At 48.4% G+C, this 22049-nt stretch carries 22 protein-coding genes, 1 pseudogene and 1 riboswitch; of the genes and pseudogenes, 7 read left to right on the top strand and 16 right to left on the bottom strand.

The genetic code is table 11. The annotated features are described in order from the left end of the window. Window positions 1–24 precede the first annotated feature (24 nt). Complete coding sequence (locus tag NC980_RS09180) at window positions 25–954, top strand: DUF4432 family protein (protein WP_190375550.1); 930 nt, start codon at window positions 25–27, stop codon at window positions 952–954. 48 nt (window positions 955–1002) lie between these two features. On the opposite strand, the gene NC980_RS09175 is transcribed toward NC980_RS09180, so the two are convergent. The 4 genes from NC980_RS09175 to NC980_RS09160 form a co-directional block, all read right to left on the bottom strand. Beyond that, on the bottom strand, window positions 1003–1842 hold the full coding sequence (locus NC980_RS09175; RefSeq protein ID WP_190375549.1) for a nitrate ABC transporter ATP-binding protein: 840 nt from the start codon (window positions 1840–1842) through the stop codon (window positions 1003–1005). 91 nt (window positions 1843–1933) lie between these two features. Beyond that, window positions 1934–3907 (bottom strand): nitrate ABC transporter ATP-binding protein, encoded by a 1974-nt coding sequence (locus NC980_RS09170; protein WP_190375548.1) that lies wholly within the window; start codon window positions 3905–3907, stop codon window positions 1934–1936. 22 nt (window positions 3908–3929) lie between these two features. After that, window positions 3930–4754, bottom strand: coding sequence for a nitrate ABC transporter permease (ntrB, locus tag NC980_RS09165; RefSeq protein WP_190375547.1), 825 nt, complete (start codon window positions 4752–4754; stop codon window positions 3930–3932). A gap of 52 nt (window positions 4755–4806) precedes the next feature. Then, window positions 4807–6165, bottom strand: coding sequence for a CmpA/NrtA family ABC transporter substrate-binding protein (locus NC980_RS09160; protein ID WP_190375546.1), 1359 nt, complete (start codon window positions 6163–6165; stop codon window positions 4807–4809). 829 nt (window positions 6166–6994) lie between these two features. Between NC980_RS09160 and NC980_RS09155 the strand changes: the two genes are divergently transcribed. Together NC980_RS09155 and NC980_RS09150 are read left to right on the top strand one after the other, a co-directional pair. Then, complete coding sequence (locus tag NC980_RS09155; protein WP_348253918.1) at window positions 6995–7171, top strand: hypothetical protein; 177 nt, start codon at window positions 6995–6997, stop codon at window positions 7169–7171. 45 nt (window positions 7172–7216) lie between these two features. After that, window positions 7217–8257 (top strand): SpoIID/LytB domain-containing protein, encoded by a 1041-nt coding sequence (locus NC980_RS09150; RefSeq protein WP_190375544.1) that lies wholly within the window; start codon window positions 7217–7219, stop codon window positions 8255–8257. A 46-nt stretch (window positions 8258–8303) separates the two neighbouring features. Here NC980_RS09150 and NC980_RS09145 read toward each other — a convergent pair whose 3' ends face one another. Both NC980_RS09145 and NC980_RS09140 read right to left on the bottom strand, forming a co-directional pair. Continuing rightward, window positions 8304–8591: an energy-coupling factor ABC transporter substrate-binding protein gene (locus tag NC980_RS09145; RefSeq protein ID WP_190375543.1), complete on the bottom strand. Its 288-nt coding sequence runs from the start codon at window positions 8589–8591 to the stop codon at window positions 8304–8306. Further along, window positions 8588–9334, bottom strand: coding sequence for an energy-coupling factor ABC transporter permease (locus tag NC980_RS09140; protein WP_190375542.1), 747 nt, complete (start codon window positions 9332–9334; stop codon window positions 8588–8590). Before NC980_RS09140 ends, NC980_RS09145 begins: the two co-directional genes overlap by 4 nt. 17 nt (window positions 9335–9351) lie before the next feature. Beyond that, window positions 9352–9493: riboswitch (cobalamin riboswitch) on the bottom strand. A 138-nt stretch (window positions 9494–9631) separates the two neighbouring features. Here NC980_RS09140 and NC980_RS09135 point away from each other — a divergent pair. Continuing rightward, window positions 9632–10597, top strand: a complete 966-nt coding sequence (locus tag NC980_RS09135) for a hypothetical protein (protein WP_190375541.1) — start codon at window positions 9632–9634, stop codon at window positions 10595–10597. A 300-nt stretch (window positions 10598–10897) separates the two neighbouring features. On the opposite strand, the pseudogene NC980_RS09130 reads toward NC980_RS09135, so the two are convergent. From NC980_RS09130 to NC980_RS09095, 8 genes and pseudogenes are all read right to left on the bottom strand, one after another. Beyond that, window positions 10898–11350, bottom strand: a pseudogene (locus NC980_RS09130) (class I SAM-dependent methyltransferase); the annotation flags it as partial. A gap of 229 nt (window positions 11351–11579) precedes the next feature. Further along, window positions 11580–11960 carry a hypothetical protein gene (locus NC980_RS09125; RefSeq protein WP_190375540.1) on the bottom strand — a complete coding sequence of 127 codons (381 nt, stop codon included), beginning with the start codon at window positions 11958–11960 and terminating at the stop codon, window positions 11580–11582. Window positions 11961–12081: 121 nt separating this feature from the next. Further along, the gene (locus NC980_RS09120; protein ID WP_190375539.1) at window positions 12082–12636 is read right to left on the bottom strand and encodes a hypothetical protein; all 555 of its coding nucleotides are present in this window, start codon (window positions 12634–12636) and stop codon (window positions 12082–12084) included. A gap of 65 nt (window positions 12637–12701) precedes the next feature. Beyond that, window positions 12702–13283, bottom strand: coding sequence for a hypothetical protein (locus NC980_RS09115; protein ID WP_190375538.1), 582 nt, complete (start codon window positions 13281–13283; stop codon window positions 12702–12704). A 162-nt stretch (window positions 13284–13445) separates the two neighbouring features. Continuing rightward, window positions 13446–13889, bottom strand: coding sequence for a hypothetical protein (locus NC980_RS09110; protein WP_190375537.1), 444 nt, complete (start codon window positions 13887–13889; stop codon window positions 13446–13448). Window positions 13890–14457: 568 nt separating this feature from the next. Beyond that, the gene (locus NC980_RS09105) at window positions 14458–15039 is read right to left on the bottom strand and encodes a TIGR00730 family Rossman fold protein (protein WP_190375536.1); all 582 of its coding nucleotides are present in this window, start codon (window positions 15037–15039) and stop codon (window positions 14458–14460) included. 42 nt (window positions 15040–15081) lie between these two features. Next, complete coding sequence (locus tag NC980_RS09100) at window positions 15082–15852, bottom strand: RDD family protein (protein WP_190375535.1); 771 nt, start codon at window positions 15850–15852, stop codon at window positions 15082–15084. 42 nt (window positions 15853–15894) lie between these two features. Next, complete coding sequence (locus tag NC980_RS09095; RefSeq protein WP_190375534.1) at window positions 15895–16713, bottom strand: DUF975 domain-containing protein; 819 nt, start codon at window positions 16711–16713, stop codon at window positions 15895–15897. An 85-nt stretch (window positions 16714–16798) separates the two neighbouring features. Here NC980_RS09095 and NC980_RS09090 point away from each other — a divergent pair, with 85 nt between their 5' ends. Next, window positions 16799–17770: a stage II sporulation protein M gene (locus NC980_RS09090; protein WP_190375533.1), complete on the top strand. Its 972-nt coding sequence runs from the start codon at window positions 16799–16801 to the stop codon at window positions 17768–17770. Between the two features lie 198 nt (window positions 17771–17968). Here the strand turns inward: NC980_RS09090 and NC980_RS09085 are convergent, their stop codons facing one another. Then, window positions 17969–18661, bottom strand: coding sequence for a response regulator transcription factor (locus NC980_RS09085; protein ID WP_190375532.1), 693 nt, complete (start codon window positions 18659–18661; stop codon window positions 17969–17971). Between the two features lie 334 nt (window positions 18662–18995). Here NC980_RS09085 and NC980_RS09080 point away from each other — a divergent pair, with 334 nt between their 5' ends. Continuing rightward, window positions 18996–20186: a Coenzyme F420 hydrogenase/dehydrogenase, beta subunit C-terminal domain gene (locus NC980_RS09080; protein ID WP_190375531.1), complete on the top strand. Its 1191-nt coding sequence runs from the start codon at window positions 18996–18998 to the stop codon at window positions 20184–20186. A gap of 47 nt (window positions 20187–20233) precedes the next feature. Here the strand turns inward: NC980_RS09080 and NC980_RS09075 are convergent, their stop codons facing one another. Continuing rightward, on the bottom strand, window positions 20234–21181 hold the full coding sequence (locus tag NC980_RS09075; RefSeq protein WP_190375530.1) for a LysR family transcriptional regulator: 948 nt from the start codon (window positions 21179–21181) through the stop codon (window positions 20234–20236). Window positions 21182–21632: 451 nt separating this feature from the next. Here NC980_RS09075 and NC980_RS09070 point away from each other — a divergent pair, with 451 nt between their 5' ends. Continuing rightward, window positions 21633–22034 (top strand): fasciclin domain-containing protein, encoded by a 402-nt coding sequence (locus NC980_RS09070; RefSeq protein ID WP_190375529.1) that lies wholly within the window; start codon window positions 21633–21635, stop codon window positions 22032–22034. Window positions 22035–22049 lie beyond the last annotated feature (15 nt).

The raw sequence follows: 22049 nt of genomic DNA, 5'->3' as shown, positions 1-22049 counted from the left end.
ACCACTATTGCTGAGGATAAGACGGTGCCGCAAAATCTTGAACTTTTACAAGTCCCTGCCATCACGCTCGAAACTGTAGAGATTGAGGTCGTGATTCGACCCGATTTAGGCGCACGAATCGATCGCTTACTCGACAAACGCACCGGGCACGATTGGATCTGGCACCCGCCGCACTATGACTCTACGCAAACTAGAACGATCGCGATTGGCGAATCCTTTGATCGGCATTGGACAGGGGGCTGGGATGAAATCTTCCCAAACGATGCAGCAGGAGAGTTTCAAGGACGGCAATTGGTGGATCACGGAGAGTTTTGGTCAGGGTCTTGGACTGTCTTAGAACACAAGCCAGACTGCCTCACGCTCGGCTTAACTTGTCATACAGTTCCGGTTCAAGTTCAAAAAACGATCCGTGTCGAAAAGGCTGAGATTCAACTAGGCTACGAATTCAAGAATCTTTCGGATCAGCCCGTTTCATTTTTGTTCAAACAACATGCAGCGATCGCGATCGAGGCAGGCGACGAAATTATCTTGCCCGATTGCGATATCGAGCCCGTCGTGCTCGACTTTAGCCGCATTATTGGACAGTCCGGAAAAACAAGATTTCCCACTGCGCTCGATAAAAACGGTGAAGTGGTTTATCTTCATCAAGCTCCGGCGCGATCGTCGCAGCTCCAGGAGTTTTACTACAGTTCTGGATTATCGATCGGGCAATGTGGCGTGAGAAATCCGCAATCGCGCTCCAGTCTGATGATGAATTTTAGTTTGAATGATTTTCCTTATGTTTGGATGTTCCAAAGCTACGGCGGCTGGAATGATTATTACGTACTCGTGATGGAACCTTGTACAACGATGCCGTATGACCTAGAAATTGCAGAACGCAATGGCACGATCGCAACTTTAGAACCCTATCAAATCCAATATCGTCAACTGAAAGTGAAACTCGAGCGCGATTAAAAAGAAAATCGGGAATGACAAACGAACCCATTCCCGACTCCCCATTCCTTATTCAATATCGTCGTGAGCAAAGCGGTTGTAAAGGAAGTCTAGCGCTTGGTTCCGCAAATCGTAGTAGAGCGGATCTTCCATCACTTGAGCACGATCGCGAGGACGAGCAAACGGAATCGTGAGGATTTCTCCGATCGTTGCTTCGGGGCCATTCGTCATCATTACTAGACGATCCGCGAGGAACAACGCTTCATCGATATCGTGCGTCACCATCAGCACGGTACAACCATGATCCAAACAGATTTTTGCAAGTTCTTCTTGTAATTCCTCTTTGGTAATCGCATCCAGCGCACCAAACGGTTCATCGAGAACCAGAACTTCAGGACGGAGCGACAAGGCACGAGCGATCGCCACCCGTTGTCTCATCCCACCCGACATCTGAGGTGGCTTTTTCTGTGCAGCTTCTGCCAAACCGACCATCGCTAAATGCTCATTCACGATCGCGGCTTTCTCAGAGTTCGATTTTTGCGGGAAAACGGAATCGATCGCCAAATAAACGTTCTCAAACGCAGTCAACCAGGGAAGCAGCGCATAGTTTTGGAACACCATCATGCGATCAGGACCTGGCTTTTCAACCAGTTTCCCTTTCAGTCTCACTTCGCCTTCAGTCGGAGTCACAAACCCAGAAACCGTGTTCAGCATCGTGGACTTACCGCAGCCAGAGTGACCGATCACACAGATAAACTCACCCTGCTTCACGTCAAGATGAATATCTTTAATGATCGTTTGAGGTCCAGTACGAGTGTTATAGACCTTAACGACATTCTTTAAAGTAAGAAACGGTTGGGTCAACGATGAGTGAACAGAAGTAATGGTACCTGATGCTGTTGTGTTCATTGCAATGGGGAGATTCATAGAGATGAAGCTGTGAGGTTATGAATGTGGACATTGACGAGAATCAGGGGCATTCGCAATGCCCCAATTCAACCTAAGCAGTGGCTCTTGCGGGTTGCAGAGCAATCTCTGCCATTGTGTAGTCCCGCCTGATCGCTAAGCTGTTGAGGTAAGCGATCGGGTCTTCCGCATTGAAGGGAACGCCATCAAACAATTCGATTTTGTTGCGGGCGTAGCTCAGTTCTGCCAGACCCAGCTCCCGCGCTGCTGTACTAAACACATCGACGCGGCAGGTTTTTTCCAATACTTCCACCCAGTTGCGCGGCAGAGGAATGTCACCCCATCGTGCCATCTGCGTCATGATCCAGAGATGCTCAGTCCGGCTCGGACGGTTCGCGCCTTCGCCGAAGAAGAGATGATGAGCTGGATCAGAAGTTCCTAACCCTAGCTGAATATACTCTACCTGAGTTGCAACATATTCTTTACCTGACAGGATTTGACGAATCTCGGTCGTGTTTTCTGGATTGGCACAGTAGCGGCAGGCTTCGAGTAACGCTTTCACTAGGGCAATGTGCGTATTCGGGTATTTTGCTGCCCATTCTTCACGCACACCGAGAACTTTACCGACGTGACCGCGCCAGATATCGATATCCGACGCGATCGTGGTACCAACGCCTTCGCGCTCTGCCCTGAGATTCCACGGGTCGCCAACGCAGAATCCATCGATCGTGCCTGCTTTTAAGTCCACTACCATTTGCGCGGGGGGAATGATTTGCAGATGCACTTGGTGATCGGGGTCGATTCCGGCAGAAGCTAACCAGTAGCGGAGCAGCAGATTGTGCATCGAGGAGGGGTGAACCACACCGAAGCGGTGCGGATTTTCGGGAGAGCGCTCAACCATTGCCTTGAAGCTTTCCAAGGAATCCACGCCTTGTTCTTGGAAGCGGCGATCAAGGGTGATGCCATTCCCATTACGGGTCATTGTTAATGACGTAACTACCGTGGGGTTATCATTGCGCTCATTGCCACCGAGTGTAATCCACAGAGGCATTCCAGCAGGCATCTGAGCCGCATCTAAGTAGCCAGCAGTCATACCGTCTACAATGCCGCGCCAGCTTGTTTCCCGAGCCAACGACACTTCATCGAGACCATGCTTTGTAAAGAAGCCTTTCTCTTTTGCAACCGCTAGCGGAGCGCAAGCGGTGAGCGGCACAAAGCCGATTTCGAGGTTGACTTTCTCTAAGCCATGTCGCGCAACCGTTGCAACTTTCTGCGCCCGGATTTTCTTCACGCGCTTTTGCTGGTTCAAAAAGTAGATCAGTTCGCTCCGCAAGCTGTAGTAGCTGGGGTGCTTCACCACTTCCATCCGTTTACGCGGACGCGGAATATCGACATCGAGAATGTTGCCAATCTTAGAACCTGGCCCGTTGGTCAGCATCACGATGCGATCGCTGAGCAACACTGCCTCATCCACATCGTGCGTCACCATGACGGCGGTGACTTGGTTCTCTTCACAGATCTTGATCAATTGCTCCTGTAGGTTGCCTCTGGTCAAAGCATCCAAGGCACCGAACGGCTCATCGAGCAACAGCAGCTTGGGCTGAATTGCCAGACCCCGAGCGATCGAAACCCGTTGCTTCATCCCGCCGGAAATTTCGTGCGGATACTTGTCGATCGCGTGTCCGAGTCCGACTAATCTGATGTACTTCTCGGTCAGTTCTACACGCTCTTGGGGCGATTTCTCAGTCAGCACTTCATCCACTGCCAATCCCACATTCTCGCGTACCGTTAACCACGGTAAAAGCGAGTAGTTTTGGAACACAACCATACGATCGGGGCCGGGTTGCTTTACTGCCAATCCTTCTAGGGTGACAATGCCACCGGTTGGGTTATCCAGGCCTGCAATCATATTCAGCAGCGTGGACTTACCGCAACCAGAGTGACCGATCAGCGAAATGAATTCGCCCTTTCTAATCTGTAAATCGATGCCTTTGAGTGCTATATACTCTTGTCCACCCGGAAGCGGAAACGACTTGTCAACCTGTTCAACAGAAACAAAACTGCTCATGTGCTTATTCTCCCTCTAGAAATTACTGTTTAACAATGAGGGACTGAATCCAGCCCACGAAGCGATCGAGCAACAATCCAACTGCACCGATATAGACCAACGCCAGAATCACTTCACTGATGTAGTTGTTCTGATACGCTTCCCAGATAAAGAAACCGATTCCCACAATCCCGGACATCACGATTTCTGCCGCGATAATTGCCAGCCATGCAAGACCGATCGAGATTCTCATGCCAGTAAAGATGTAAGGCAGCGCAGACGGCAGCAAAATCTTGAAGAAGTATTTTTTCGGCGAGATTTGCAGCACTTTTGCAACGTTGTTGTAGTCCTGAGGGATTTCTTTGACACCAACTGCGGTGTTAATCAAAATGGGCCAAATGGCAGTAATGAAAATCACGAACAATGCAGCAGGCTCGTTCTTTTGCAGTGCAGCCAGCGAAATTGGCACCCATGCCAACGGCGGAACGGTACGCAGGAACATAAAGAGCGGATCGAGGGCTTTTGAGATCAGAGGCTTTGTGCCTACGAGAATTCCGATCGCAACTCCCACAATCGCAGCCGCAGTGTAGCTAAATGCAACCCGTTGCAGACTCGCGAAGGTTTGCCAGAAAATCCCTTTATCGGTGCCACCGCGATCGAAGAACGGATATAACAGCAGTTCTCGTGTCCGCTCTTCTGTCCACAGGCTTGATGGCGGCGGCAGAAGAATTACTTTCGCCGCCGAAAGCAATTCCCAAACGATTAAGAAGATTGCGATCGCAATCAAAGGCGGCAAAATTTCTTTGCCGATCTTCGCAAAATTAATTCCGCCCAATCCTGCTCTACTCTTCCCCAACGTAGCTGTCATGTCGATTCTCCTTACTGCAAGTGAGTGCAAACATCTTTCGTCCTAGTCGCAACTAGGCTTTCAAACTCTTGAACTTCAAACTGTCAAGATACGCCTGCGGTTTTGTTGGATCAAATTCCGCGCCATCAAAAAACTTTTCAACTCCACGCGATGACTCTTGTGGAATTTCTGCTTGTGCCACTCCCATTTCCCGAGCGGCTTCTTTCCAAAACTTCTCGCCGTTGACTTCGTTCACAATGCGATCGGCTTCTCCGAGTGCGCCCTGCGGCAGGAATCCCCAGCGTACACTTTCAGTGAGGAACCACAGATCGTGGCTCTTATAGGGATAAGACACGCTGCCTCTGCCGTCCTTCCAGTATTTGACCGCGAGTTCTGGGTTGTTCTCGGTTTTCTGGGTGTCGCCTAACTGATACTGTCCCGCATAAGGCCCACGTAGGAAGTCGGGCGGAACATTGAAGAACTTACGCTGCGCTAAGATCCGAGAGAGTTCTTCTTTGTTTTCTGGCTTGTCGCACCACATCTGAGCTTCCATCACCGCTTTGAGGACAGCTTTGGTTGCTTTCGGGTGTTTCTCGATCCATTCTTTGCGAACTGCGAGGTATTCTTCAGGGTGATATTGCCAAACTTGTGCCGTTAAGACAGCGAGGAAGCCGACACGATCGCGCACGATCCGATAGGGCCAAGGGTCACCTGTGCTAAAGGCATCCATTGTTCCCGTTTTCATGTTGGCAACCGTCTGTGCGGATGGAACTGCCATCAAATTGATTTCAGTGTTTGGGTCAATACCGTTTGCTGCCATCCAGTACCGAATCCAAAAGTCCTGGTTCACCTTGGGAAACGTATAAGCGGCTCTAAAGGGTGTCCCTGCCTTTTTCAGCTCGCGAATGTAATCTGCTCCACCAGATTTTGCCAGGTTTAACTCGAAGCCTTTGCCAATGTGAGTGTTTGCAACTGCAACTCCGTTGCCATGCGTGCAAAGCTGCGATAGAACAACCATTGGAATCTTACGGTTTCCTTTGGTGATCAATCCTTCACTCAACAGATGGGGGATTGGCATTTGCCATTGTCCACCGTCGATACCGCCATTGGCTGAGCCGAGTTCAGCATTATCGCGAGCTGCTCCCCACGACGGCTGTTTAGAAAGTTCTACATTCGCCATGCCATACCGAGCGAAGAATCCTTTTTCTTGAGCAATAATCAAGGGAGCAGATTCAACGATCGCGATATAGCCCAGTTTGAGCCGGGTGGTTTCGGGCATTTCGGTGGGCGAAAGGGAAAGCGCTTGGGCTTTCGGGGACATATCGGATGGCGAAGGCGGCGTTAAGGTACACCCTTTCAGCGCAACGGCTCCGGCTGCTGCACTAGCCGTCCATAAAAACTTTCGGCGAGTCAAGAAGTCGAATTCGGTCATGGTCGAGTCTCCAAGGATAGCAAGGCTTCTCCCACGACAAATCAGACGCGATCCGCGGGGAGGTTCACAAGCAGCAATGGCTCGTTGCAGACTGACTCAAACTCAATCGTTCAGCGTTCAACTTAGTCAAGTTGGCAAGTTTGAAGTTGCTAAATTGGATTGAAATGGATCGTCAGAAAGGACGAATTATGCTTGCGTATTTTTACGAGGAAATAGCTGTTTTGAATGCGATAGAAACGATTGATTTAAATCAATCGTTTCTATTTGTCTTTCTACTTGTCCCAGTAACCATTCAATTGAATGTATTAAGTTCAATGTTTGGATTGAAATAAGATTATCGTCTTTGTGGACGTGCGTCTAGTGAAAAAACAGTTGGAACTAAAGAAATTCTAAATTCAAACAATAAGAAATTTAACTTCATTCAAACTGTACCTCTGATTAGTATCGAGATGAATAGATAGTTGAGCGATTTTGCGTCATTTCTTGGCGGATTTTCTAATCGTTGAATCGATCGAATTAAAGTATAGAAATCTTCCTTTGTTTGTTTAGAACTAAATCAATTGCTGCGATCGCAAGCCCTACCCAGCTAAAGGATTTGTGAGCGAGACAAGGCGCTAGGGATTGAATACGCTGCTTTCGGCATCAGGGTAATAAAAACGCGGCGTAACGTTTGTTTCTAAAACTCTGCTAATTGCTAAGTTAAATCACGGGCTTGAAATATTTTATAACTCGTCTTTTAACGGAAGAAATTTCTGGCGACAGCATGGGTAGGAGTGAAATGGCTCACTTGTTGACGCTTGTGAAATGAACGATGAAAAAGATAATTCAAATGATGAGAACACTGCTAGCTACGATCGCGCTGTCTATCTTGTTTTTATTGGCAACTGTGAATCGCTCTGTTCTAGCCGCAGATGATACGACGGGCGCGAAGGTTTTTGCTCAAACTGTGCCGCTTGCCATGCAGGTGGTAAGCGGATTTAGGAATTCAGCACTGTATAAAGGTTAAGGTAGAGATCTTGTCTGACTTTTCTGAATTCCCAAATCTGTAGTTATGTGGCGTAAATCAATCTTAGAGTGGCTGAAACATCGTCCTTGGCTATTCGTGCCGTTTCTGGCATTGATTCCTCTAGCTGGGCTGTACTTAAATCAACACACTCAAACCGAGGCAAAATCTGTACCGACTCCGGCTGCTGCGTCGCCAAGTCCTACACCGATTGCGCTCTCCTCGCCTCTGCCACAGCCAAGCCTTAAACCTTCTTCAAAATCAACCTTAACGCCGATCGACCCGAAGAAATATACAAAAGAACAAGCTGCTATTAATGAGCGATCGAAAGCCGCATTTGCCGCATCTGTTGGAACCGTGGATTCGCTGATTGAGATGCAGGTAGCGATCGCAATGGGGCAGCCCACGATTTCGATTACTGCCTCTCAAGGGGCGACAATTTCAGGTGCAGAGGGTCGATCTCTAAGTCAGCTTGCGGCAGGAAGTCCTTATACTATTCAGGCAGCAGGCGACCAGATCAGTTTTGGCAATGGACAGTTGCCGGGAATGGTAATGATTCAGCCTGCACCGAATGGAGTGCTGTATTTGGGTGACAAGCCGTATCGAGGGCGCTTTTTGTTAGCAGCGCAGGGTGGGCGAATTTGGGTCGTGAACTATATTGATCTACGTCACTATCTCTATAGCGTGGTTGCGAGTGAAGTGTCGCCCAGTTGGAACAAAGAAGCCCTGAAAGCACAGGCGGTTGCGGCACGATCGTATGCGCTGACTTATTATTTTCGACGGGCGCAACCGCTCTATCACATGGGGTCGGACGAGTATTTTCAGGTCTATAGCGGAATATCGCGGGAATCAGAACGCACGAATCAAGCCGTGGATCAGACTGCGGGTGAATTCATTAGCTACAGGGGCGGGATTGTCGAGTCGCTGTATGCTGCCTCAGATGACATTGTTGCGGAGGCGTTTCGCGGTCGAGGAATGAGCCAGCTTGGTGCATTGGAACTCGCAGAAAACGGACATACCTATCAGCAAATTTTAGCGCGGTACTATCCGAAAACCGGAATTGCGAGGATTGAGCAAGACCACGAATGAGGGACAGTGCGATCGCTCATCTTCCGGTGATCGCACTGGAAACCGTCTACTTGTCTCGGTGCGATCGCCCTTTGTACCATCCGATCACATATCCAATCACGCCTGCCCCGATCGCAGCTTGAGTCGCAAATAGGAGGCTTTCAATTTCGGGGCTTGCAGGCTCGAATAAAGGCTTAAGCCAGGGTTGGTAGGTGGGATGACTGTTTTGAATCGCGGCTTCTGCTTGACCGTCTGAACCGCTAAACTCACCCCGGACAAACACTAACGGGAAAGCTGCGAGACTGACAACGGTGATCGCAAGTAGCCAATTTTGTCGAGCTAAAGAGCGTTTCATTGCTTAATCAGGTTTAAGGTTTCTAATTCACTGCGGTTGTAGGTTTGTAGCCAGTTCCAAACTAATACCGTTAACAGTCCTTCGCTAATGGCTAATGGAATCTGCGTGAAGGCAAAAATTCCGGCAAACTTGAGAAATGCTGCCCAAACGCCACCGGATGCGGCGGGAAATGCTAATGCCAGTTGAAAGGAAGTTGTGACATACGTAAGTAAATTCTCTAAAGCGGAAGCAAGGAAAATCGCTGCTTTTTGATGACCTGTCTTTAAAATCAGATGATAGACCGCATAAGCAATGAAAGGGCCAACGATCGCCATCGAAAACAAATTTGCTCCAAGGGTTGTGATTCCTCCGTGTGCCAGTAAAACTGCCTGAAACAGCAGCACCAATCCACCGAGTACGGTCATCACCGAAGGGCCAAACAAAATTGCGCCGAGTCCGGTTCCGGTCGGATGTGAACAGCTTCCGGTGACGGATGGAATCTTAAGTGCGGACAGAACAAACGCGAATGCTCCTGCCAGCGCTAAAAGCAACTTCAATTCTGGAGTTTGGCGGGTGATACGGGTGAGCGATCGTAACCCGAATAAAAAGAACGGCAGCGAAATTGCCCACCACAAAGCCGCCCACTGAACAGGCAGAAATCCTTCTGCAATATGCATTGCCTGGGCAGGAGCGGCAGCACCAATCACTAAATAAAAACTTAACCCCGCCATTGCAGCAAGGCTGATCCATTTTCGAGTCTTCATTCTGTACCTCGCAGAACTTTGAGAACGAAAAAGCTGGCGGGCATTCTGACTGGAGATAATTCTCTTCACAGTTGCGGGACAGCGGCAGATTTGCACTGCTCTTTCCCCGTTTCCTCGATCGACTGATCCTCAGATCGAACCAACTTTTATCCGTGCCTTACTGTATCACTCTCAATTGAGATATTCCGATTTTGATTCACGCAATTCTGTATTTCGTAGAGTTACGATTTATATCTCATGAGGTAAATGGGGGTGCGATCGGACTGGTAAGGTACAAACGCAGCGCTTAAAATCGATATGCTTCAGACCTCGACTTTAATAACACCGTTAACCACTGAATTGTCTTTTGCACCTGCTTCTGTACTGTCGGATTTCTCAACATTAGGACGAGCAAGCGGAACACTCACATTTAACAACGGACAACTAAGGAGCAATTTTAGAACCCTGACGGGAGAGACAAGCAATACGATTGCGATCGCACCGTTTACGAATGATGTTTCTAGATCACTTCAGCAGCTTCAAGGAACACTCAGCTTTGATCAAGGTACTGTGATCAGCGATCTCACAACGCCAAGTGGAGACTTAACCGGGACGATTCCATTTGCTGAAACAGTAAGCAATTTTGTAGAGAATGCGGTTAAAAGTATTTCGGGGAGTATTCCATTTTCGGATGGTCGGTTGGTGATTGATGTGCCATCTTTGGCGAATGGCACGATCGAGTTTGGTAACGGCGCATTAGTGACAAATCTAAGTACGCCGATCGGAAACTATTTCTCATCGATCGACTTAGAAGAACAAGTTAAGTTCAATGCTGGCAGTATTCCAGGGGTTGTGAATTTCGATGATGGCTTGGTGATTCTGGATTTACAGCCGCAAATTCAAGATGAAGACATTGCAATTCCGATTAATGCCATCAGTGGAACTGTAGCGTTCAACAATGGACAAGCAACTTTGAACATTCCGACCCCATTTGGGACGTTAGCGACAAACTTTGATCTATCAGCGCTTGTAACTGAAGCAGTGACAGATGCCTTGAATGGTTCTGGAACGGTGACGTTTAACAACGGTATTGCGACGATCGACACAACAGGAGGTTTAGGCATCGTGAGAACTACACTAAACCTCCCGCAACTCGCTCAAGATTTCGGCTCAAGTTTGGCAAACACACAAGGCACGATCAGCTTTGATCAGGGCATTGTGACTAGCAATCTCACGACACCGAACATTGTAGGTGCGATCGATTTATCCGCCTTGTTGGGTTGAGGTGCGTTTTGCAGTCATGTTTAAGGTTTCGGTTGAATTGCCGCTTAACACTTCAGCCGTTCCTTGCAAAGTATCTTGCACCACTTGAGCATTCACCCGGACTCGGACATCTTGCCCATTGAGCTTTTGCCGATGCTCAAAAGACAAGCGATCGCCCGCTAATTTAATGTTCGGTAGGCTGATCGTTGTGCCTGCAACTTGCGCCATTGCGCTTGCATTCTGAAACGATTGTTTCATTTGCAGGGTGTAAGGAATCGATTGTCCCGATTGGGTCGAAAGTGTTCCTGTCCAGGTGCCTTCGACTTGGGCGGGAATAATCCACAGATAGGCAGTGCGATCGTCGATGGTGGTTCGCTGGTCGGGTTGCCAATCTCCCATTGAGAAGGCATGAGAAACAACGCGGCTTCCGGGTTTGAGTTCGCTCAGGAGCTTCGGACGCAGTTCAAGATTAATTCGAGGGAGCAGATACAGCGTTACAACCGTTGCATCGCGGAAATTTGCCCGAAATAGATCTTGCTGAAGGAATTGAACGCGATCGCTGACTCCCGCTTGTCGGGCATTTTCATTACTCTTATTGACCAATCCCGGATTAATTTCGATTCCGACTCCTCGCTTTGCGCCGAACTTTTGCGCCGCAGTAATCACTAATCTGCCATCGCCTGAACCCAAATCGTAAACAATATCGTCGCGTCCCACCTTTGCCAGTTTTAACATTCCCATCACCACATTTTCAGGTGTGGGAACATAAGGAACCGCAGGAGTCGCCAACCCCGAACTGGGTTGATCAGCCGCGTGAGTTTTCGGAATGTCGGCGGCAACGATCGACATCGCAACCAGGACTCCAAGAAATTTAAGCGATCGACGCACAGCTACCTCCTCGAAAAAACTGTTGCAGATTTAGCGCGATCGTCTGGTTCAGAGCATCTACCCGAATATAGAAAAACGAGCAGGACTGGGGTTGTCCTACTCGTTTGAACCTAATTTAGGAGTCGACCGCTACCTCTATTAGTGTCTCTGGCTCTGGTGTTGGCTCATTCAGTGAGATCGTAAACGTCTTCGAGGTGGTGTCACTACCGCCGTTTGCCGTGCCGCCATTGTCCTTCAGCGTGACCGTCACCGTTGCGGTTCCTGCCTTTCCTGCCGGAGTGTAGCTGAGCGCTCCAGTTTCCGGGTCGATCGTCGGCTGTCCATTCGTCGTAAACAATCCAGCGTTATCGACTGTAACCTCATAAGTCAAGGTTTCGTTCGACTCATTCGGTGCCCCTTTGGTGACGTTAGTGAGGAAACCATTCACCGCTTGAGTGCCTGCGCTCACGTCAACCGATTGGTTTTCTCCAAGCGTGAAGGTTGGTGCTTGGTTCACGGACAGGACGGTGGTGCCGATCTATTTGGTTGTGCCTGCGATCGCGCTTGTTCCACCATTTCGGGTCACATCTGGTCTAACGAATGCAATAGTCGTAGTTGGCATAGGTGGCATCACAATGTTATACCGAATTAAACATAGAATGCGACAGATCATACTCAAAGTCCCCCATTCTGGGGGATTTAGGGGGCGAGAATCTGTCGCATCCACAAATCAATCTGGTATTACCTACCATGTAGCCGCCACTGAAGGTTGTGGTTACTGTGGAGAAGCTTCCGGTGTAGGTGTTGTCGATCGCCCGAATGGTCAAGCTGTCTGGGGTGCCGTTATAGAATGCGGCAGGCACAAATCGTAATTTCGTCGTCGCACTCAGCACCAGGGCGCTAGTCTCGGATGCTCCACCCACAACTGCCCAATTGCTACCGTCGGGTGAATACTGCCAACTGCCTTGACTGCTTGGAGCGGTATTCCCGACGATCGCAATGCCTTTCAGGCTGGAATTGGTATCTGGGTCGCTGAACTGATTTTCCAAAAGGGTGGAGATTGCTTCTCCAGCAGTCACCGCATTCTCCAAAATCGAACCGAGAGATACATCTGCACCAAGTGAAGGAGCCGTGTTAAATGACAACTTCAGCGTCGTGGTCACGGCTGCACTGTCTGTGAAACTGTCAGCCACCACAACCGAGAAGACGCGATCGCTCTTGTCCGGGTTGAGTGCGGTATTGCTGTATGAAATGCGTTTCAGTGCGGCTTCGTAATCTGCAAATGAACCGTTCCGCTGAGGGTGAGAACTCCAGTTGTGGCATTGTAGCTTCCGCTAATCAAGGAATTCCCTTGATCGTAAGTGAGCTTTTCATCGGCTCCATCCTTAAGATTGGTGATGCTTACCCTTACAAACGCTAACTGTGTAGAATCGGGGTCTGAGATCGAGGGTGTACCAGTGATCACTGGAGCGCTGCCTTGCGACTGCTCATAGGTGCTAATGGTTGTGCTCGATAAGGTGAACTGTGGCGCAATGTTCGCAAACAGATTGATCTTCGCCGTTATGGTTGTCAGGTTTGTGTTGGTCACTTGGAAATAGTATTTGCCGGAAGCCAGCGGCTGAGACGGTTCAAGCATGAACTCCTTGCCTTCCGCATTCAGCACCTTCGTCTCCAGATTTGGAGCCTCTAAGTTATAGAGGAGGGCTTGCGGCTCATTGACGGTGAAAGTATAGAAGTTTGAGCTACCAGGCAGAATCGAATCAGTGAAGCTCGCATCTTTACTCGGCACACCAATATTGAACGCAGTGCCGATCGACTCGCCGCCCAACGGCATCAACATTGGTTCAGCATACTGAGAAGCTACGCTAACAATTTGCTACTCACCGCCTACCTTGGGTGTATCAATGAATGTGCCAAACAGAAACTTTGTGCCATCAAAGAACCATGCTGCCATCTCCTTGGTTGCACTGTTGCGCCAGATGAAATGCGGATCATTGCCTACTTAAGCAACTTCTGTCAGTTCCCATTCTCCACCCACTTTGGGTGCATCAAAGAATCCACGATCCACGGCAGAGCCACCCGCATCGATCGTCCAGTACGCCGTTTCGCTGCTGGCTGCATTGCGCCAGACTAGCTGTGTTTTGTCTCCCAGAATCAGTTCATCAAGCAGCTTCCAATCCGAATTGCTGCCGAGAGCTGTCGTGTTGGTAAAGAAGCCACCGCCCGCCATCGCCAAATCGTTGCTGACCGTCCAGTAGGCAGTCTGATCTCCTACCGCATCACGCCACAGCAATCTCAAATCGTTGTCAACGACGTTGGCATCGATCAGTTGCCAGTTCGAGTTGCTACCCAGCTTCGGTGCATCTTGGATGAACCCGCCGCCTATAAATTGTTGTTTACGTCTCCAGATAGCTGTTTTATCTGTTCCACCATTGCGCCATACCAAGACGCGATCGCCACTGTTGTCTGGCGTGTTGACCGCGCCAATTAGTTTCCAGTCGGAAACGACAAATCGTAGCTACCTGCATCTGAGGTCGAGACGGTTAGCGTGTAAGTGCCTGGATCAGGAATGCGGGTAATGCCATCGGTAATCTTACCTGGATTGTTTGAGGTGATTTCCAGATCGCTGCCAGTCTTCGTGAGTCTGAGATTCGCATCGCCGTCTAAACTCGATAAGATTGCGTTGAAACTACTTCGTCCTCTAACCTCGAAGTTGTAGGTCTCAGTAGATAACGGAACGGGTCTTTGAAATACTTTGAAGTATCGAGAACGCCAAGATTGTTAATGCTTTCCGGGGTTCGCATTTTTTCAGATTGAGAAATACACGTGCCCATGGTAGGTGATACAACCTACAGCGCCCTCCCGGTTCATACTGGGTTCTGTATGAATCTTCTCTTGAGGCGGTTGAAGTTCGTAGAATTACGTAATACATAAAACTCTTCTGAGCAGGAAATAAGTTTAACTGCATTGCTTATGATAGAATGTAGCGCTTTTCGCGATTGGCGCAGGTCGCCCTAAACTTCCTCTTGCTTAATCCACTTATCCACATTCTGCGGCTGGTAGGCAGACAAACGATCGAGCAATACCTCTGGCTCTGTTGCCTCAATCACTAAAGCGCGATGAATCGGACGCACCAGCTTCTCTGCCACCGCTTGATCAAAGAACTGCAACAGCGAATTGTAGTACCCTGCAACATTCAGCAATCCTTGCGGCTTCTGATGCAAGCCCAATTGTGCCCAAGTCAGCACCTCGCAAAACTCTTCTAACGTGCCGTAACCTCCCGGCAGCGCGATGAACGCATCTGAAAGCTCTACCATTCTGGCTTTGCGATCGTGCATCGACTCTACCGTTTCCAATCGGGTCAATCCCTGATGCGCGAGTTCCTTAGATGCCAAAAACTCTGGAATGATGCCGAAGACTTCTCCTCCTGCGGCAAGTGCGGCATCTGCAACAGCGCCCATTAATCCTAGATGGCTACCTCCGTAAACGAGATTGATACCGCGATCGCCGATCGCAGTCCCTAACTCTACTGCTGCTTTCTCGTAGTCGGGATTTTGCCCCATACTCGACCCACAAAATACACAAATCGATCGCACAGGAACTCCCTCAAAACTTGAGTGCAAACTTTACCACAAAAGTCAGTCTCGCTTTTGATACGCCAGATAAACTGCTTCTAGAAAAAGATCCGGTGTCATTTGAAACGGTAGCTCCTGCATTCCGATCAAGTCTCTCGCTTGTCGCGCTAGCTTCAAACTTAAATCAGTCCTTGCTGTAGGAGCTAACATCGATCGTCGCTGCAAATACTCCCGAATCACTGCAAAATCATTGGGAAGGAGTGCATTCAAATTTTGAGTTGCCAGCAATTGATCTGCCAAGGATTCCGCTTCAGTAGAGATGGCGAACGTGGAAGCCGCGATCGGGCGTTCTTCTTGAATCACCAATGTTCCTGCAATCAAATCGCCCAATCGTTTCTCGCGCTTAGTCAGAATGATCAACAGCATTCCGATAAAAAAAGTGTCGTCGATCGGACGGATCAAAGCCCGAAGAATCGCTTGCGTGGCTCCCACAGGTTGCCCATCATCGCGAATCACACGAATCTTGCTGTATCGCTTTCCTGGGGTTTGTCCCTGCCATAAGGTTTCAAAAAAAACAAAATACCCCGTGTACACCACAAACGAAATCAGAATCGCGATCGCAGTCAGCCAGAGTTCAATATTGTCAAGCGTGGGAAAATATCGCTGAAGCTGAAACGACAAGACACCCCAAAAAATCAGCACCCCAATCAGCACCGCACCCCAGATTAGATAATCCACCACGAGCGCGATCGTGCGATTGCCAATTCCCGCCAGCGTAAACTCTAATTCGACGCTTTCAGGAGTTCGGATTTTGATGCGATTAAACAAGCTCATAGCGGTGCAATTAGTTCGAGGAATGTCTCAGCCATGCCCAATTTAGCCGCGATCGCGCAACTCTAAGCCCAAGCCTTCTCTACGCGATCGTAAGTCATAATAAATCACAGCTTTAATCACCTGCCAAAACGGTGTGATCAGCGCACTTGATGCCAAACTCACCACGACAAACAGCAAGAGCGCGATCGCTGCCACACCCGGATCAACAGTATCGCCTGTAGGCATTGCTGCCCCGGCAATTTGGCTTGGTATATTGACGATTAACGTCAGCAGAAACGCGACGATGACAATCCACTGAATTCGACCGATTGAACCCTTGGTTAGATTCCAACTTCGACTTAGAGAAGTTGTTGCATCGACATTCTCTTCAACCGCTAAAGGTACTTCATAGATTAACAATCGTGAGAATACTCGAATGAATACGAAGATCGCTGCAATCACCAATGCTGCCATCAACAGTCCACCAATTAAACCTAATACCGGATTTGCTGCTACAAATACTGCGGTTAGACCGATTAGGATGAGAAATGCGATCGCGAATGCCATGTACAGCCCGGTATAAATCAGACCCAGCAGCAAAGCAGCCCCAAAAAAGTTCCAAAGTTGCGGTTTCGTTTTTTGCTCTGCTTCTGTCAGTGTTTCGGGTTGGTTAATCAACTCCTGATAAGCAAGGCGAGAAATGCGTCCAGAAATTTCAGCAGATTTTGCCCATCCATAAATTGGAACAAAGATCCAGAGGTAGGATCTCAAGACTAAAATCAAATAGCGTTTGAGGTTAGAGCGATAAATGCGAACACCCGCGCTAACGACATCCCCAACGCTGAGCGGTTGAATTGGGTTAGTTGGATTGAGATTAGACATAAGCTCAACGTGAATGAATCACCAGAAAGGTTGAGGCTATCTTAGGCGAGGTTGGTAAAAACGCTCCCCTCTTTTTCACAAAACTATGAATGTAAAACGCTGGATTGCTCGACGCGAGCCAAACTGGAAACGGCTAGACGAATTGCTAACGCGCATTGAAAAACGCGGACTACGATCGCTCTCAACCGAAGAGATCAAAGCGCTTGCAAGTCTATATCGATCGGTTTCGGCTGATCTTGCTAGAGCGCGGACTCATCAAACGCTGGTTGGTCATACGATCGTGCAAGATCTCCAGCGTTTGACTTCTCGCGGGTATAGCCAGGTGTATCAGGGATCGCGTAAACAAGAGTGGAAAAGTGCGATCGACTTTTACAAATGGGGCTTACCGGAAGTCATACAGCAAACGAGTGCGTATACGGCGATCGCAACCGGATTGTTTCTCTTGGGTGGATTAATTGCGTGGTGGTTTTCGTGGCGAGACCCGCAATTTCTTGCATTGGTCGTGCCTGATCATCTGATTCGGACAGTCCGCGACGAAGGCAAACTCTGGATGGGTTCGATTTTAGGCAGTGAGCCGACCGCAGCCAGCCAGATTATGACGAATAATTTGGGCGTGACGTTCAAAGCGGTTGCTGGAGGGATGACGATCGGGGTTTTTACGATGTTTATCCTGTTTATGAATGGCTTGCTAATCGGTGGCGTAGGAACACTGGTGGCTCAGAACAATCTCGCGTTTCCATTTTGGGCATTTGTTTTTCCGCATGGATCGCTAGAACTTCCAGCCATCTTCTTCTCTGGGGGCGCAGGATTACTAATTGCACGCGGCATTCTGTTTCCAGGACAATACCGCCGTATTGATGCCATTAAGGTCTATAGCGTGAAAGCCGCACAGTTAATGTTTGGTGTAATTCCACTGTTGATCGTAGCGGGGGTAATTGAAGGTTTTTTCTCACCGAGTCCAATTGTTCCTGATCCATTAAAGTATCTGGTTGGAATCGGCTTATTTATTGCCCTTGTGCGCTATTGCAGCCGCAGACGATCGACTCAATCCGCCTGAAAAACTGCTGAACTCTGCTGACAAGAATCTGTAGGCTCGAAAAAGATCACATCACAATAGATCACAGTTGAACAGTTTCTAAAAAAAACATCAGCTTTGCTCCTAAACCAGACGGAAAGCTGATGTTTTGAGTTAATGCAGATCAAGTTGAGCTTACAGTGCAATTGAGCCTAACAAAATAACCGCTCTACACCCGAACTATTTGATTAATCCTGCCCGCAATGCTCGGACTGCGATTTGAGTCCGATCGTTCACACACAGCTTGTTCAGAATGTTACGAACGTGCGTTTTCACAGTTCCGATCGTAATGTAAAGCCGCTCCGCAATCTCAGCGTTACTACGCCCGTCTACAATCAGTTCCAGCACATCGAGTTCGCGGGTCGTCAGCGGATAATCTGAGATCATGCCGCTGTCTTCGGAGGAAAGCCGATTGATCGTGACGGTTGTAGCAGCAGCAGGCTGTCCAACTTTCACTTGGGAGAGAACGATTCGAGCGATCGCTGGATCGATCCAAGCATTTCCTTCTGCGGTCGTTTGAATGGCTTCTGCCAAACGGCTACCAGTGATATCCTTCATGCAGTATGAGTCTGCGCCTGCGGCAAACGCTGCCAACACCATCTCCTCATCATCGTGCATCGTCATGATCAAGACTTTGGTGGTCGGTGACTCGGCTTCGGCTCTAAACTGCTGGGTCAGCTCAATTCCTGTCATATCGGGTAAGCCAATATCTACGATGGCAATATCCGGCTGAACCGAGCGAATCAGGTTTAATCCCGATCGAGCATCACGCGCTTCTCCGACCAGTTCGATTCCTTGCTCTTTCAGGAGCGCACGAATACCAAACCGAGTCAGATCATGATCTTCAATCAGTACAACTCGAATCTTATCCATCTTGGCTACTCCAATAGAAATATAATCTTTACGCTCAATTGCAGATTTATTTTGCTGAAACAATTCTAGACTGAGTTGCTGCAATTCTCGGTCTACCCGCAGTCAGAGGTTTACAAGGAAAAAAATCAGTTCAGAACTCTATCTAAGGGCTGGTTTTTGTTAAGTTTTAATACAGAATTATGCTGAACTCCGCTACTTCTACAGAGAGTCATCAACCTGTGCAGATTAGATTATTTTGAATTATCACAGTCTATGGATTTGCTGCGCGATCGCCAAACTGGGTGACAGTCCTGAGTTATTGTGATCAATAGCGATCAAATTCAATCTTTCAAAAATGACCCTGGTTCCTCATAAAAAAGCAAAAGCGCTCAAACCTTCGAGTCGCCGTCCTGCGAAAGAACTGTGTAGTGAATGTGGACTCTGTGATACCTACTATATTCATTATGTGAAGGAAGCTTGTGCGTTCATCAATCAACAAATTCCTTCCCTAGAAGAACAGACCCACGGGCGCAGTCGAGATCTAGAGAATGCGGACGATCTGTATTTTGGGGTGCATCAAGAGATGATGGCAGCCCGCAAAACTGAGCCGATTGCGGGGGCACAGTGGACAGGAATTGTGAGCACGATCGCCATTGAGATGCTGACCCGCGGACTTGTAGAAGGCGTAGTCTGTGTGCAAAACACGAAGGACGATCGCTTTCAGCCGCACCCGATTATTGCAACAACTCCTGAAGAAATTCTGGCAGCACGAGTCAACAAGCCGACGCTTTCGCCGAATCTTTCGGTTTTGGAGCAAATCGAACAGTCAGGAATGAAACGGCTTCTAGTGATTGGAGTCGGATGTCAAATTCAGGCTCTGCGGGCAGTTGAGAAAGAGTTAGGGCTAGAAAAGCTGTATGTATTAGGAACGCCCTGTACCGATAATGTCACCCGCGAAGGCTTACAGAAATTTCTGGATACCACCAGCCGATCGCCTGAAACGGTCGTGTATTACGAATTCATGCAGGATTTCCAAGTCCACTTCAAGCACGAGGATGGCTCAACCGAATTAGTACCGTTCTTCGGCTTGAAAACCAACCAACTCAAAGATGTGTTTGCGCCCTCGTGTTTAAGCTGCTTTGACTATGTGAATTCACTCGCGGATTTGGTTGTGGGATATATGGGTGCGCCATTCGGCTGGCAATGGATTGTGGTCAGAAACGATCGGGGTCAAGAAATGCTTGATTTAGTTCAAGATCAAATTCAAACTCAGCCGGTGATGTCAAAGGGCGATCGCCGTCAAGCGGTTCAGCAGAGTATTCCTGCATACGATAAAGGCGTGACGTTACCCATGTGGGCAGCAAAGCTGATGGGTGTTGTGATCGAGAAAATTGGCCCGAAAGGATTAGAGTACGCTCGATTCTCGATCGATTCGCATTTCACTCGCAACTATCTATATGTGAAACGCAATCATCCTGAAAAGCTAGAACAGCACGTTCCCGGTTATGCCAAAAAGATTGTGAGCCAATATAAGCTGCCTGAGTGACTGAAGGAGAGTTTGCTACACCTGCATAGCAAACTCTCCCACCTTTTCTACACCTCTACTTTTTCCTTTTCCAACACGCCTAAAACAGAAGTCTCTTCAGCCACTCGCTTGCCCTCGTTCATCAGGTAATCGTAAAACGCCTTCGCGATCGCAGAAAGCTGTTTGCCAGAAGGATGCACCACATACCAATACCGCTCGATCGGGAAGCCTTCAACATCCAAAATGGCAAGCTGATTGTTAACTCCTTCCAGCGCTAACGTATGCTTCGACAACACCGACAAACCCATCCCGCCTGCGATCGCTTGTTTAATCGCTTCATTGCTTCCTAAGTCTAATTTGACTTTCATCGGCAGACCTTGAGCATCAAACAGCTTTTGAACGGCTTTGCGCGTTCCAGACCCTGGTTCCCGCATAATAAACGGCTCCTCAGAAATCCGAGACAGTGGGATATTCTTCTCTTTAGTGAGCGGATGGTTTCTCGGTGCAAGCACAACCAGCGGATTTTCCATGAAGGGTTCACAGTGCGCCTCTGAATCGTCCGGAAGCTGACTGAGAATGTACAAGTCATCCCGGTTATCCGCCAAACTATCAAGGACGTACTGATGATTCGTCACCGTCAGCGAAACATCAATTCCGGGATAGCGCTGGCAGAACGGACCTAAAATACGCGGAATCACATATTTCGCGGTTGTAACTACAGCAAGGCGAAGCGTCCCTTGTTTAAGGCCTTTGAGATCAGCGATCGCAATCTGAAACTGCTCTAAACGCTCAAATACATCGCGACAGGTCGAATAAAGTTCTTTTCCGGCTGCTGTCAAATACAAGCGTTTACCGACCTGCTCGAACAAGGGCAAACCAACTGTTTTCGATAGCTGTTTTACCTGCATCGAAACCGTGGGCTGAGTCAAAAATAGTTCTTCAGCAGCGCGGGTAAAACTGCTATGGCGGGCAACCGCTTCAAAAACCTTTAACTGGTGCAATGTAGCATTCTGCAAAATAAACTCTCCTGATTTGAGAAACGATCGCAACAAACGGTCAAAACTTGCATTTATTCGAGGTAACAAAATCGCTGTATAGAATCAGTTCTATGAAACTTATAGAGAACAGCGATTTTTCCTTATAGCTTTTGTAGTTATGATAATACACAAGAGCATATGCTCCCTTCCAATTTGGCGTTACACGAATCAGAATTTTGTTGGAGTGAGTTCGCTGTACTCTGTCGCAGTTTGTAGCTCTACCCCTTCAGGTCTATCGCGTGTAACGCTTTTCTTATGGTTTGCGGATCATAAATCGAACGCTTTCTCACACTGGCGAAACGCAACAGAACTTTAACAACCAAAAGAGCCTTCTCATTGTAAAGTTCAGTGGGGTGACTACAGTTAAACGTTCTGTCACGTAAACGTTCTGTCACGCTCTTTCCGTTACCCTTTATCCTCAGATCGCACTATGGCAGATATTGTTGATATTGCAGTTGGCGCTGGCTCATTTAACACCCTTGTAACCGCAGTAAAGGCGGCAAACTTGGTGGATGCGCTCAAAAGTCCAGGGCCTTTTACCGTATTCGCGCCGAATGACGATGCCTTTGCAAAGCTTCCACCCGGAACGATTCAAACGCTTGTCCAAAATATTCCGCAACTGTCCCGAATCCTGACGTTTCACGTTGCTTCAGGGAAGTACATGAAAGCAGACTTGGAGAAATTAGGCTCGGTGACTTCACTTGAAGGATCACCCATTCCATTTCACTTCGAGGATGGATTTGAGGTAAAGAATGCAACGGTTCTAGCAGCTGACATCGAAGCAGATAACGGTGTCATTCACGTGATTGATACCGTAATTTTGATGGGATAAGAATCAAGCAAATGA

It is taken from the genome of Leptolyngbya sp. AS-A5, assembly GCF_039962495.1.
Classification (GTDB): domain Bacteria; phylum Cyanobacteriota; class Cyanobacteriia; order Leptolyngbyales; family Leptolyngbyaceae; genus Leptolyngbya.
This window is presented reverse-complemented; position numbering and strand designations above follow the sequence as displayed.